The sequence below is a fragment of the Ruegeria sp. CDSA033 genome (assembly GCF_059612305.1).
In genome coordinates this window covers 126396-139244 of record NZ_JBXWQI010000012.1, presented here as the reverse complement: position 1 = coordinate 139244, position 12849 = coordinate 126396, and the positions used below count along the sequence as shown (strand labels likewise).

The following is a 12849-nucleotide window of genomic DNA, read 5'->3' as shown; positions in this document are numbered from 1 at the left end:
CAGGTGCCCGAAGGTCTTCCTGTCAGCAATCGCCCTCGCAGCACTCGTTATCTATTGGCTATGAGTCCTGACCCTAGAGAATTATGCCGACTCAAAATCAATGGCTTAGCGGTAAGCGAATTGCAAAACTATGTTTCGCCCGACAACTACGTAAGTAATTGGCAATAAAGTACCAGCCTCTTTGGGGCATCTTGTACCCAACGACACACGAAGGGTCCTGCGTGAGGTTCTTGGTCTGGTGTGGGGTTTTGGTCGTGTGTCGGGTAGGGGCCAACGGAAGTGATATATGCCATGTCGGGAAAGTCAGAGATACGCATGCAGCTTCATTTTGTGTCACACCCGTGTGTCACACCGCTCTAATGCCTGCTATCTAGTTGTTCTGTTAGGTTTTGGTGGAGCCTAGGGCCACCATACCCTCATTGAAAACGCTGCGTTTTCCACCAGTTGGGACATCTCACCCCCACATAGAACCCCACATATTACTGAATTCTCCTGACTTCAACTGCTGTCAATTGGGCTAATGAAACCAATTTGGCAGTCCAAAACCTTGCTGTCGCGCGGTGCTATCTCCTTCATCCAGACAACTTGGCCAACGTGCGTTCAACACTGAGGAATGGAAATTGAGAATTGAGTGGGAGCATCCTAGGTGTGTTGCATGTCTTGTAACTAAGGAATTGAGCGTTGAGCATGTGATGCCAGATGGCCTTGGAGGCATCCTCACGTCTTGATTTCTTTGTGGGAATGCAACAGCCGATTTGGTTTTTCACTCGAAGGAGCGGATCACCTCGCTCTCGAACTCCGTAACCCACGGGTCAATCCCAAGACAGTGACAAGAACGCAAAGTTAAGCTATTATGTCAGTAATATTGACGTATAAATGACGAGATTGACGGTTCTATGCCCCATGACGAGCAACAAGCTAAACGCGGCCCGGATGGCAAGTTCCTGCCCGGGCACAAACCGCCAAAGTCAACCGGCCGACCGCGGGGTGCAAATGGCATTAAAGCACGCGCAGCACGGCTTGCGGGAGAACGGCTTGAAGAGATGCTCGGGCGCGCCACTGACGTAATTTCCGACGAGCTTGATAACGGCAATCCAACCGTAGCCCAATGGCTCGTTGATCGGGTTCGGCCTCCTGCACGCTCTGACTTCGTTCAATTGGCTGACAGGAACAAATTGAGCTCAATTGAAGATATCCTTGTCGCTTCAGAGCGGACCACAAATGCAGCATCGCGGGGCGAAATCAGCTTGCAACAGGCAAGGCTTCTTCAGGATGTCTTGGGTCGTCATGCCCAGCTCAAAGGGCTTGAAGAACTGTCCGCACTCCGTGCAGAGGTCGAGGAAATGCGACGTACGGATAGAACGACCGCCGCAATTGATAAGTCACTGCTACCAAAATGGGGCCGCCTGAGCGAGGAACAAAAATGAAGAGAGGGTCATGGACAGACAGCGGAGGAATGGCTGGAACTCGCCTGCCCATTTCTGATAGGACCGCCATCAAGGCTGCACTAAAAGAAGCAATCGAAGCGGCTGATAGGTTAGAGATATCGATCAAGCATTCTGAAAAGATAGGTGCTCTGCCTCCAAACCTGATGTCTGGCCAGCGTGAACTCTACGAGGCGAGACGACTACTGGCTTCGGGTATCGCGCACCTAGTAGAAAAGCGTTCTTAGCAACACTTGTACGGGCTGAAGCAAGAAGACGCATTTCCCGCTTCAGTAAAAATTTTCCGCAAAGCAGTCGTTCAAGCAAGTTGCAGCGAATGACTGCACTGAGGCCTTTGTGACAGATGCTGCGGCATACACATTTTGGCAGTAACGGCGGATTGCGGCCATTCGCTGCGGTTTGCACCAAGGTCCGCTCTGCGGATGCCGTAGGCTGGATCACTTGGCTGACGCCAGCATCGTGGCAAAGACAGGTCTTCACTCTACCTGACGTGTGACAGGCCCACTTTCCAGAATTGGGAGTCCGTCCTGAATTTACAGGTTCAGCGGTAGGGCAAGCTGAAGAACGAGAAGCTGTTCGTCTGGGTGACTATGCGTGATCCCGTCTCAGCCATAAGCGTTTGCATTGCTGAGCTGCCCGTCGGACACGCTACAAGATCGGCGGCATCATCAAGAAAGTCTACGGTGAATGCGCTTTCGCCGACAAGTTGGCATTCATCCGACGGGCTGCGGTAGCCGCGAACAAAGACGAGATCGGGGTCCGGTTCGCTGACCGCAACCTCAACCGGCGCCTCAATACATCCAGTGAGTAAAAGCGTCGCTGGCAAGATAAAGAAGGATGCCAATAGCTGCTTCAAGTGAATAGTTGTTGCCATTCTACTTCTCCCATTCCGCGGCTGTGCTACGCCAAATGCCATCTTCTGCGTCCCAGGCGCTTGCAGTGACACATGGGGTTGGATTGATCCCGCCGCATTGCGACCCGTGAACATCGGTGAGAAGAACACGGTTGGGACCAAGATCTACGACATCCCAACCTTGGTTGAGGATAGAGCTAATGACATCACCCACAAGGAAGTGCGACATGCATCCGCCAGTTCCGCAATACAGGGACGCGGCCGACGAGCAGGCAAAGAACACCTCGTTCAACACCCAGTCAGTTTTCAGATCTCCGTCCAGATCCACGCGCACAATAGCGCCCCATTCCAATGCAAATTCACCGTTCTCAAAGTCAGAGCAGGCTTGTTGCGCCTGATTGATCTTTTCTTGAAGCTGCGCCGGGAGCTCAGATATCTCTGAAGCACTGGCAGGCTGCGGCAATGTTAAAGCCGTCGCAAGCAACGCGCAGAAATGCATCCTGACAATCGAAACAAGGCTGGATTCGGCGCTCGATCTCGGCATCAGTTGCATTGGTCGTACCGATAATCGCCGAACTCCAGCCAGTTTTTCCTCTGGTTCCGGAAGATCAGAAATTCGGCCCGATCCTCCGCCAGTAGGGCAACAACGAAGTCCTTGACCAATTCGGAGTTGCCGAAATAGCTGTATGAGGTCATTGCCCGCTGGGTTTCGCCGTTCACGGTGACGCGCGCGTCCCACTCATCATTGGCATCATCGAGGATCACGAACTCGATTTGCCGTTTGACCCCACCGCCGCCGCAATAGACCACGCCTTCTGGTGCCTCCATAGGCGCGGAGGTTTGGTCCAATGCCCGACATTCGGCCCGGAGTGACTGGATGGCTGTACCTGATCCCTTAAGATCAAAAATGCCGTAGCTGACGTCTTGATCTACCATCGACAGGTTCAGGGTGGCGTTTGCGGCAATCTGGTCGAGGACGAACGCATAATCCGCCTCGTCGCTGAACTGGATCTCGACAGGATAGTTGTCGACGATCTGGACGAACGAGTTTTCGCGTCCCATCTGAAAAGCAGCAACTTCTTGCGATCCGTTTATCAGAAAACGAAAAGAAAGGCCGTTCTTTCGTACGATATCCTGCGAATCCTCATACCCGGCCGGGGCGAACCTGATCCTGTCGCACTGCAACTCCAGCGTCATGTTGTTTGTCTGAATAAATGCATTTGGCAACGGGCTGCCGCTGAAGCCCCATTCGGCCAGTGCAGGGGCCGCCGACAGACAACACATCAGACACGCAGACCAGAAAGTGTTTTTCATTTTTAACTCCCAAAGTTCCTCGTACGAGGAGGCAATAATGGTTCTCCAGCATTGAGGTGCCAGTGAGTGGTCATGTAATGCTATGACGGTGCGCCATATTCATTCGTTCCTTCCTGTGAGGGTCGCGAAAGCCACCAGATCATCAAGAGAGAAAGGACAAGTTGAATCGCGTACATGACCATCAAACCGGTTGCACCGAGAAAGGCTGCTGGTTCTCTCAAAGTCTCAGGGTCTTCAACGCCAGTTTCGAGCGCTGAAAAAACTGCAACCCCGGTCAGCAGCATGAACATCGTTGCGATACTGAAGGCCATTGGAAGGAGAAGATACCATCCAGGACGACCTGTATCATGTAATCGACGCCACCCCGCGGCGAGCATCGGAAGCAACATCGCCAGTTGGAAAACGGAGTTCAACAAGTTCGATCCCTCTTCTGTTTCCGGATCAGTGCCAAAAAGGACCGAACTGAGTACCGCCAACCCAACGCTGACCAGGACGACGAACAGAACAAACCACCAATATTCTGATCTCTGCGCGCGGCCCGAAAACACGACATATTTGGACAGGCAGGTCATGACCGATTGCGTGAAACCCATTGTAAAACCCCTCGTTTTGCTCTGGCAGTCCTATATTTACATCTTGAAAGGCTTACGAAAAACAGCGGCAGTGCAAGTTTCATGTGCAAGTGGAAAAATTCAGACTGGGAAACTGCGCGGAAAATGATTTACTTCAAGCTGCGTGCCCCCAAGCCGGGACGTGTCCCCTGACAACCCAAATCGCGCTCTTAAGCCAAAGGTAACCAATGTCACAGCCCGCATATCTACATCTGGTTTTGGGAGGAAGTGCCGGAGGTTGTCTACGCGCGGCAGTTGCAACTTACGGCCTGACAGGGCACGTGGATGTGTTCGATGATGATCTGAGCCACGGGCCTTTGAACGACAAACAATCGCGGGCGGCATATTTCAGAGAGCTTTTCCAAAACTATGGCCAGTTGCCTGACGATCCCTTTCCGTCACTAGTCGATTTCGACCGGATCTCGGCCCATTTGACGCAGGATCTCACGCCGGAAGTTTGCATATGGGCGGGTGAGAATGCATCAGAGCGGACGTTTTTGGAGATGGCATGTCATGGCCTGCGCCTTTTCAAAGGTTCGGTGACCCGAGTTGGAACGACTGGCTTAAAGTCACTGCCGTATATAGGTCCGCAAACTCCGGCTTTACTGGCGAGCCTTTTTGATCAACGCGAAGCGGTAGACCCGGTCACAAGAGCAACGCTTTCTTCTGATTTTCTGCGCCTGCGAGACAGTGGTGCTACACTGCGTATATGGGAAGCAGGCAAGATCGTCGATGTTTCCGACAATCTCTATGACAGTCTACTTTTATCATGCTGTGCAACAAACTGGACACCTGCTGCGCGCGTTGTCGGTACGGCCATGGGGCGATGCGACGAACACAACTTGTTGGGTGATGTGTTCTTATCTGGGAGGCTTCAGCATCTGATCATGCAAGGTATGATTGAGGCATCTGGCCCTCAAACAAGCCTGCGAGACTTTGACGTGCGACGTAGATAACGTTGCCGAACGTTACAGCAATACTTACGTTCAAAGAGGCGGAGGCTAATTGACTGGAGTTAGGGGGAATTGAGCATTCTTTGGAGCCTAGGGCCGTCTTTCAAAAAGCGACCCTTACTGCGCGCTGCGATCATATTTCCGCGTCCTTTAGGCTGAACCGATCTGCATTTGCTTTGCCGGTTCCGGTGGCAATGGGATCAGAGGTTCCACTCGAACCCAACTGCTTTTTCGGACACCTCCCAGAGACGCGACATAACAGCCTTGTCATGGGCATGCGCGTTCAGTGTGCCTTTGCCGACCGGGCCGACCGCTTCCAGACGGCCCGTCGGTCCATAAAGGGCGCGCTGCGCGCTCAGAGCCTCTTCGGTGGCACACATGACCTCAGGGTATGAGCCTTGTTCTGCGGTCTGGACCATCGGCGTCTTGGTCATCAGCCACCAGATGAAACGCATTGTGCGGCTGCCGCTTGTTGTGATCAGAGACGTCGCCGATGAGCCGGGATGGCAAACGTAGACCTCAACATAGGTGCGCCGCGCCGCGGCCAGACGGTCCTGCAGTTCGTAGGCGAACATCATCTGCGCCAGCTTGCTCTGCGAATATGCGGCGTTTGCGCCGTAGCCCTCACCCCAGTTCATGTCATCGAACTTGATTGTTTTGAGACCCATGTTGTAGCCGAGGCTCGCAACGACCACGATCCGGCCCTTGCATTCCGCGATGCGGTCAAAGAGCAGACCATTGAGCAGAAAATGTCCGTAGTGGTTGGTGCCAAGCTGGCTTTCGAACCCGTCGACGGTCAGCTTGCGCGTCGGCACCTGAGCGATGGCCGCATTGTTGATCAGCGCGTCGATCCGAGGCACCGTCTTCAGAACTTCTTCGGAAGCCTCGCGCACGTTATCCAAAACGGACAGGTCCATGCGGATGAAGCTCACATCTGCTTTCGCGCCGAATTCCTGTTTCAGGTCCGCGATTGCCGCCTCTGATTTCTCGGTAGAGCGGTTCAGCATGACCACCTTGGCGTTTTTCTTGAGAAGGATGCGCGCGGCCTGAAAGCCTGCGCCAGCGTTTGCACCGGTGATGATGTAGGTTCTGCCCGACTGGTCGCCGAGGCGCTCGGGTGTCCAACCTTTAGGTCCGAATGTCGTATCTGCCATATTCTATCTCCTTCCAGCCTTGGCCGGCGGTTGTGGTGTTATTGCTTGAACGCACAGATAGAATCTGACTGGGTACAGATACAGGCGATATCCTCTCGATTATTTGCCCAATCGTCTCAACCCCGTTGCAAAGAAGAAAGTTCCCTGCCAGCTTTAGTGCATGAGCAAAGACCAGATCAAAAACCTTGTCGAGCGCCGTCTGCCAGATGCAGGCCTTGTTGATACCGCACTAAGGGGCGTCCAGCTTTTCCGGGTGACCGAGGCGGTGCCTTGTGTTCCTGCCGTCTATGAGCCCACGGTCGTGGCCATTCTCAGTGGCGCCAAGGAAGCCGTACTGGACGGACAGCATTACGTGTACGGAAGCGACAAATACCTGCTTTGCCCCATGACTTTGCCGGTCGAAGCAGGCGCACCACGAGCTTCTGAAAGGGACCCGCTACTGGGAGTCATGATCACATTAGATCGACGCATGATGCGAGAGCTTACGATGGAGATCGAGGCCGCCACTGGAGGACGTAGACAGCCGCAAGGGAATGCGCCTTCGGCTTTGGAACTAGCGTCCTGGGATGTCGGTTTCACGCAGGCACTGTGGCGGCTTCTCGAGTTGCTCGACAATCCGGTTGACCTGGAGGTGCTCGGACATGGGCGACTGCGCGAGTTGTATTACGCGGTTCTCATGGGCGAAGCTGGGGCGGCGGCAAGACGGGCCTATGGCGTCGGCAACGAAATCGCGCGAACAATCGACTACCTTTCAACCCACTTGAACGAACAGGTCACCATTGACGACATGGCCGACCACGTTGGTATGAGCCGCGCGGTCTTCCATCGGCGCTTCAAGGAAGCCACGACAATGTCTCCGATCCAGTTTGTCAAATCGATGCGGCTGAACAACGCTGCGATGAAGATTGCGGAAGGAAAGACCGTGTCGGAGGCGGCATGGGATGTGGGGTATCAAAGCTCCTCTCAATTCAGCCGCGAATTTAAGCGGATGTACGGCCAGTCGCCCCGGCAATGGAGCAACGCGACGCAGGTGCCTCAACGATTGAACTGAGGGGCGCCTGTCACTGCAGGCTTGCAGCGAATGTCCGGAAAGCGGGCTGCGACTACAGCAATCTAGTCCATAGTTGAGCGACCGGTTTGGGCCGAAAGCGCCAGTTGGGCTGAACAGTGCGAACGGCAGAAAAGTCCGCGTTGCAGACATTCGCGACAACTTGCTTGAACGTCTACTTTCGCGGGAAGCTGCATCGGATGTGGGGCGATTAAATCACGGTGCGCATCCCAAACCCGATGATCCGCATTCTATCCATGAACAAAGACCACCGACTCTCCCTCGACGTCTTGGGCGTAGGAGAGCCTGACTGCATTTATCGCAACTCTGTGTTCCATTAATCTGGCGAAGTACTCTTGTTGCATTTGTTTTGAGAGAAATAGCGCCAGACCCGAAGGCACTTGGAGCAATAATTCAGCTGTGTTCAGCCAAGAAAGCCAAGGCGTCCCTCTCAAAACGCGGCCATTCCGGGTCGTTGTCAGGGATGGTATGGTTCGAGCTTTCGTAGGCGATGAACTTCGCGTTGGGTAATCCTTTTGCAAACAACCGTCCTTGTTCGACCGGCTGCATCCTGTCACTCGTCCCATGACAAACAAGGCACGGCACTTCGACCTCGGACAATATCGGTGTGATATCGATGTTATCAATCACGCCGCGATACCGCCCCATGTTTTCGGGTGAAATCATCTTGCGCATATCTTCGGCATATTGCCGCCGTTCTTCTTGGCTCGCGCCCGGCACGATGATTTGCGCCATTAAATCACGCAGAGACGGATAATCATCATCCCACCCGGCAGTCATCATTTGCTTAATTGCGTTGGCGCGTTCCACATCTTTTTGCGACGTTCTTTTTGCCCGACCAATAGGGAACCCACCTATCATTACGATCGCAGACACACGGTCAGGTCGGCGCGCTGCGAAGGCAGCTGCCACTGCGGACCCCTGCGATATCGCAAGGATCGGCGCGCGTTTGATACCCGCTGCGTCGAAAACGGTTTCCAAGTCATCAACGAACCGTTCGAACGTGCAAGTTTCTGCATCCCAGTCGGATAGACCGTTGAGCCTGGCATCAAAACGGACCAAACGATGTCGTTGAGCGATGGAAGTGTAAATTGGAGCTTTCCCCGGATTGCGCCAGTCAAGTTCCAAGTGTCCAATCCAACTTGGCGCCTTTACGACCGGAGGACCGTCCCCAACTGAGCTCCAGGCCAGACTAATGTTGTCGTTAGTTTTGCAATAACGAATTTCCTGTGTTTTGGCGAAGTTAGCGCGCGATTTGGACACATGTTCATCGGTGAAGTTGATCGACAAAACTTCGATCGGCTGTTCAATGCCTTTGAACGTGTGAAGCCCTTCTCGGCGCAAACGTTTGGCATAGTCCGCTCCGGCAAGATCACAAAGTACCTTTGAGACCAGAATGCCCCCGGGTTCAGCTGCCGATTGGAGCCGCGCAGCGATGTTGACGCCGTCTCCGAAGATATCGTCGCCATCGACGGTGACGTCGCCGACATGCAAACCCGCTCTAAGCTGGATACGTTCCGGAACCAAATAGGGATGGTCTGGCTCTCTTAGCTCGGTTTGGATCGCAATTGCCGCTTCTAGGGCGTTTCCTGCTGACGGAAATTCAATCAATGCTCCGTCGCCCAACAGTTTGACCACCCGGCCAGATTTTTGCTCAACGATCGGCGTTACCAAATCGCGGTACATGGTGTTCAGTGTTTTGAGAAGTAGCTTGGAGCCGCCCTGCATCATCCGACTGAAGCCGACGACATCGAGAGACACAATTGCAGCAAGACGACGTTGACTCATGGTTACTTCCCGCAAGTTGGCTCGAAAACACTACCACGTTCATAGACTGTTAGAACCGGCAACATGCCTAATAACTGTAAACGTGCAGTGGAATGATCGGTAACTAAGATCTCGAATTGACCAAAGACCGTGGAAGCGATCATTAAAAAGGTATGCCTATCCGTTTTCTCAGGGAACGGCGGGTTTGTCCGCATACCGGTCGTTTGCTGCAACTTGCTTGAATGTCCACTGTGCGGACGAAGCTGCCGGATGCTGTCGCCGCAAACATCGCGCCTCCTCACCAACAAAATCACCGGAGAGTTCGCGGCACTGCAGCGCGATTTCCCGAAAGCGGACGTTCAAGTCTACCAAATCGGGGCAACTCAAAATCGGTCGTTCGCTGCGCGAGCATCGAGCGTCTGAGTTGCGGACGAAGCGGACATCGGAGACATTCCCTAAGAGCGGGGACTAGACGAAGCTTCAACAACTCTGCCTCAGGTATGCATGGTCTACGGTAAGCCTGGTGCTTCTTCTATTTTCTTCCTTGATTACATGCTTGCGCGTGGGCAGCATAAACGGAGTAGAGTTCAGTAGGGTGAATTCCAGATCGAAGAATTTACTTTGCGCTTGTTTCGCCTGTGTTGGGAGTATCATTTGTGGTCAAGGCTTCTCCTGAGATACTTGCTGTTACAGAACGCTGGTTTGAGGCGATCAGAACCCTTAATACGCACGTTTTGAAGGACTACCTTTCGGACTCGGTCGATCTGCGTTTCATTGGAACTGGCGAGAATGAGTTTTGGAAAGGCCAATTTGTCCGCGATGGAGTCGGCGAATTCATCGGCGAAATGCCCGAGCCAGATGTGTGGGAAGTTCTCGAAGCCGAAGCCTTCGAGAACGGGGAGACGGGATGGTCTGCTTTTCTCCACCGGGTTGGGTTTCCAGGGCTTAGAGATGATTACATCGTCCGCACCGTGCTGGTTTTCATCTTAGAGGGTGCATCGTGGAAGATCATCAATCGGCACGCTTCGCTTCCCTACCCAAATATGGATTTTGTAGGCAGCGAGCAGTTGGCCATTCAAACTCTTGTGAAAGCTGCGCTCGAAGAAGGTCCGGAATTGCTTCAAGCAGAAGGCTTGGCCTCGGTGCTGTTTACCGATGTCGAAGGCAGTACCATGCTTGCGGAGGCCATGGGTGATCAGGATTGGTCCGCGTTGATAGATCAACATTTTCAGACTGTTGAGAATATTGTCGCCGCACATCAGGGGCAATTCGTCAAGTCGTTGGGAGACGGAACATTGTCCAGTTTTCAATCAGTGAATGAGGCGCTTCTCGCGGCGATCAAAATACAGGAAGCCGTGGCTTTGGACGATGTGGAACCGCGCTTGGGCCTGCGGGTTGGCGTTCATACTGGTGAAGTTGTTTTGGCACGTGGCGACTTCTTCGGGACCGTAGTCAACAAAGCAGCTCGCATAACTTCGTCGGCCAATGCAGGTGAAATTCTTGTGTCGGATGTGACGAGAGCCATCGTCGGGGGGACTCACGAGTTCGAATTTGCGGCCGCACAATCTTTGGTCCTCAAAGGACTGCCAGATGACCACACAGTCTACCGTTTGCAATGGAGGCGATAGCTGCTCGCTGGGTGTGACCTCGAAGATCAGCCCTGCCCCCAAGGATGATTACTCAATTAAGTTGCCCTTTTCTAGGAATGCCCTTGCAGAGTGAACACACCCACTCCGCCGTTCCATCAATTGGCCTGCCCTTGCTCTCTAAATCTCGGTGGGAAACAATCTGCTGATCGCGGCAAAATGGACAGGTCGCAAGAGCAAAGAAATCCGGAATATGGGTGACTCTCTTAGGGACGGGATTGCAAACCATGTGGCACTCAGCATTGAATTATTCCCTATAGGTTATCACAAACCGCCGTTTTTTTCCACGTCTGCTTCGGGCTCTGAGCCGTCGATCAGCCCGGTTTGTGCGAAGGGTGGCTTGTGGAAGACGAATGTCAGCACGATTGGCCAAGCCGATGAAATCGCCGGGTCATCTCGTTTTTCCTAAAGTCTGCTTACGGGAACAGGCTCAACCTTCGACCGCTGCACTGCCGCATGTCTGCTTCGAGCCCAATCTGCTCATTCATGAAAGGTGCGGCATCCGTCACGAAGGGCGGGAAGCGGTTCTCTGATCGCGGTATTGTCAAGGGCGTTGGATTTGTTGTCCGCCGGGGTCTTGGTTCTCTCCGAAGTCAGGTGATGCTGCTTCATGATGGCGTCCGGGGCTGATCGTCTGGAATGTCATTCACGAGGTTGATGCTGGTTGCGCCACCTCGACCGCTTTACGCGAGATCGATCTGCCTCCGTCCCGGAGGACGCCAAACCCACCCTATCCTCGGGCGGGCTTTCTGGTTGTCAGCTTGCAGGCTCCTTTGTCCAATTGAAATCTGTCCCGTCGCGCCAGATCGCGTGGAGGATCACCGCGATTTTGCGCGCGGTGGCCACAGCGGCCTTCTTGAAGCCTTTTCGCGTACTGAGCCGGATTGCCCAGGATTTGAGGGCTGAGAACCGCCTGACCTGTGTCATCAAGGACGTGGCGGCGGAAACAAGCAATCGACGCATCTCGGCATCCCCGCACTTGGAGATGCGGCCTGTTCTGTCGATCTCACCGGATTGATATCGTCTTGGTGTCAGCCCTAGGAACGCGCCGACATCGCGCGACCGGCGGAACCGGCTTGCATCATCTATTGTCGCAATGAAATTCAACGCAACCAGCGGCCCCACACCCGGCACGGTCATGAGGCGCCGCGCCAGTGGGTTCTGTTTGGCGACATGTATCAATTCATCACCCAGCATTTCCGCCGAGGCGCAAAGCTTTTTGTGGATCGGGATCATCGTTTGCGCCAGCAGCTCCAACATTGGATCACAAGAACCAGCCTCGGCCAGCTGGTCGCGGAACCCTTGTCGATAGTGCGCGCGCAGGACAGGCCCCATGCGGATGCCGAAAGTCTTCAGGACGCCCCGGATATGAGCTTCAAGATCCTTGCGCATGCGGATCAATCTCTCCCGCGCTGCAACCAGTGCTCGCACGCGGTCCGACGCTTCACTGCGAATGTGGACCTCGGTGAACCAGCCGGTCCGCGCCAACTGTGCCAACCCTTCCGCGTCTGCCTTGTCTGACTTGTTGAGGCGCGCCGACAGAGCCTTATGCGCCATGCGCGCGTCGATACAGGTGATCGGCACAGCTCGGCGCGCAAGTTCACGCGTCAGCCAAGTGGCCATTATCCCGCTTTCATGCACGACGCGCTCCACATCGGGGGCTCTCCGCGAAATGTATTCCGCAATGGTATCTGGTTCGGTCGGAATAGACGCGCGATGCAAGACCGTGCCTTCCGCATCCACAACGCAAACCGAGACCTCTTTCAATGAAACGTCGAGACCAACATAATGGCTCATGGTCGTTCTCCTCACGGCTTTTGATTGGTGAGGCTGATAATATCAGGCCTCGTTTGCCCAAGGAGAGCGACCACCGCGATCACACCATGTCATTCGCTGCAGGCGCATGAAATGCAAGCCAAAATAGAAAAGCGGTCACTCGAGATGGATGAATGAGGCCTCAGGAGGCGTCCCGTTCGAATATGGAGCATGCTTTCTTCACACCCCACAGAACACTCAGACGTTTTTATGTTTTGCAGG

At 54.0% G+C, this 12849-nt stretch carries 11 protein-coding genes; 4 read left to right on the top strand and 7 right to left on the bottom strand.

The window, feature by feature from the left end:
- Positions 1 to 896 precede the first annotated feature (896 nt).
- Positions 897 to 1427: a hypothetical protein gene (locus tag AC2FLA_RS15875; protein WP_496704872.1), complete on the top strand. Its 531-nt coding sequence runs from the start codon at positions 897 to 899 to the stop codon at positions 1425 to 1427.
- A 559-nt stretch (positions 1428 to 1986) separates the two neighbouring features.
- Here the strand turns inward: AC2FLA_RS15875 and AC2FLA_RS15870 are convergent.
- The 4 genes from AC2FLA_RS15870 to AC2FLA_RS15855 all read right to left on the bottom strand — a co-directional run bounded on the left by AC2FLA_RS15870 (position 1987) and on the right by AC2FLA_RS15855 (position 4184).
- Positions 1987 to 2319, bottom strand: coding sequence for a hypothetical protein (locus tag AC2FLA_RS15870; protein ID WP_282169982.1), 333 nt, complete (start codon positions 2317 to 2319; stop codon positions 1987 to 1989).
- 1 nt (position 2320) lies between these two features.
- On the bottom strand, positions 2321 to 2842 hold the full coding sequence (locus tag AC2FLA_RS15865; RefSeq protein ID WP_496704870.1) for a hypothetical protein: 522 nt from the start codon (positions 2840 to 2842) through the stop codon (positions 2321 to 2323).
- Entirely contained in the window at positions 2842 to 3612 is a 771-nt protein-coding gene (locus tag AC2FLA_RS15860) for a hypothetical protein (protein WP_496704868.1), read from the bottom strand. The genes AC2FLA_RS15865 and AC2FLA_RS15860 overlap by 1 nt, the downstream gene beginning before the upstream one ends.
- A gap of 80 nt (positions 3613 to 3692) precedes the next feature.
- Positions 3693 to 4184, bottom strand: coding sequence for a DUF805 domain-containing protein (locus tag AC2FLA_RS15855; RefSeq protein ID WP_496723428.1), 492 nt, complete (start codon positions 4182 to 4184; stop codon positions 3693 to 3695).
- Between the two features lie 227 nt (positions 4185 to 4411).
- On the opposite strand from AC2FLA_RS15855, the gene AC2FLA_RS15850 reads away from it, so the two are divergent.
- Complete coding sequence (locus tag AC2FLA_RS15850) at positions 4412 to 5179, top strand: DUF3658 domain-containing protein (RefSeq protein ID WP_282169978.1); 768 nt, start codon at positions 4412 to 4414, stop codon at positions 5177 to 5179.
- Between the two features lie 197 nt (positions 5180 to 5376).
- Here AC2FLA_RS15850 and AC2FLA_RS15845 read toward each other — a convergent pair whose 3' ends face one another.
- Positions 5377 to 6330 carry an SDR family oxidoreductase gene (locus tag AC2FLA_RS15845; RefSeq protein ID WP_282169977.1) on the bottom strand — a complete coding sequence of 318 codons (954 nt, stop codon included), beginning with the start codon at positions 6328 to 6330 and terminating at the stop codon, positions 5377 to 5379.
- 160 nt (positions 6331 to 6490) lie between these two features.
- Between AC2FLA_RS15845 and AC2FLA_RS15840 the strand changes: the two genes are divergently transcribed.
- Positions 6491 to 7381, top strand: a complete 891-nt coding sequence (locus AC2FLA_RS15840) for an AraC family transcriptional regulator (RefSeq protein ID WP_496723427.1) — start codon at positions 6491 to 6493, stop codon at positions 7379 to 7381.
- A 411-nt stretch (positions 7382 to 7792) separates the two neighbouring features.
- Here the strand turns inward: AC2FLA_RS15840 and AC2FLA_RS15835 are convergent, their stop codons facing one another.
- Positions 7793 to 9187: an alpha/beta fold hydrolase gene (locus tag AC2FLA_RS15835; RefSeq protein WP_496723425.1), complete on the bottom strand. Its 1395-nt coding sequence runs from the start codon at positions 9185 to 9187 to the stop codon at positions 7793 to 7795.
- 635 nt (positions 9188 to 9822) lie between these two features.
- Here AC2FLA_RS15835 and AC2FLA_RS15830 point away from each other — a divergent pair.
- Positions 9823 to 10794 carry an adenylate/guanylate cyclase domain-containing protein gene (locus AC2FLA_RS15830; RefSeq protein ID WP_496723423.1) on the top strand — a complete coding sequence of 324 codons (972 nt, stop codon included), beginning with the start codon at positions 9823 to 9825 and terminating at the stop codon, positions 10792 to 10794.
- Positions 10795 to 11568: 774 nt separating this feature from the next.
- On the opposite strand, the gene AC2FLA_RS15825 is transcribed toward AC2FLA_RS15830, so the two are convergent.
- On the bottom strand, positions 11569 to 12609 hold the full coding sequence (locus AC2FLA_RS15825; protein ID WP_282169972.1) for an IS110 family RNA-guided transposase: 1041 nt from the start codon (positions 12607 to 12609) through the stop codon (positions 11569 to 11571).
- Between the last annotated feature and the right edge of the window lie 240 nt (positions 12610 to 12849).

What these genes read in the sequence shown, in the direction of transcription:
- AC2FLA_RS15855 (WP_496723428.1), bottom strand. Translation starts at nt 4,184, where the DNA reads ATGACCTGCCTGTCCAAATATGTCGTGTTTTCGGGCCGCGCGCAGAGA.
- AC2FLA_RS15835 (WP_496723425.1), bottom strand. Translation starts at nt 9,187, where the DNA reads ATGAGTCAACGTCGTCTTGCTGCAATTGTGTCTCTCGATGTCGTCGGC.
- AC2FLA_RS15865 (WP_496704870.1), bottom strand. Translation starts at nt 2,842, where the DNA reads ATGCCGAGATCGAGCGCCGAATCCAGCCTTGTTTCGATTGTCAGGATG.
- AC2FLA_RS15870 (WP_282169982.1), bottom strand. Translation starts at nt 2,319, where the DNA reads ATGGCAACAACTATTCACTTGAAGCAGCTATTGGCATCCTTCTTTATC.
- AC2FLA_RS15845 (WP_282169977.1), bottom strand. Translation starts at nt 6,330, where the DNA reads ATGGCAGATACGACATTCGGACCTAAAGGTTGGACACCCGAGCGCCTC.
- AC2FLA_RS15840 (WP_496723427.1), top strand. Translation starts at nt 6,491, where the DNA reads ATGAGCAAAGACCAGATCAAAAACCTTGTCGAGCGCCGTCTGCCAGAT.
- AC2FLA_RS15875 (WP_496704872.1), top strand. Translation starts at nt 897, where the DNA reads ATGCCCCATGACGAGCAACAAGCTAAACGCGGCCCGGATGGCAAGTTC.
- AC2FLA_RS15860 (WP_496704868.1), bottom strand. Translation starts at nt 3,612, where the DNA reads ATGAAAAACACTTTCTGGTCTGCGTGTCTGATGTGTTGTCTGTCGGCG.
- AC2FLA_RS15825 (WP_282169972.1), bottom strand. Translation starts at nt 12,609, where the DNA reads ATGAGCCATTATGTTGGTCTCGACGTTTCATTGAAAGAGGTCTCGGTT.
- AC2FLA_RS15850 (WP_282169978.1), top strand. Translation starts at nt 4,412, where the DNA reads ATGTCACAGCCCGCATATCTACATCTGGTTTTGGGAGGAAGTGCCGGA.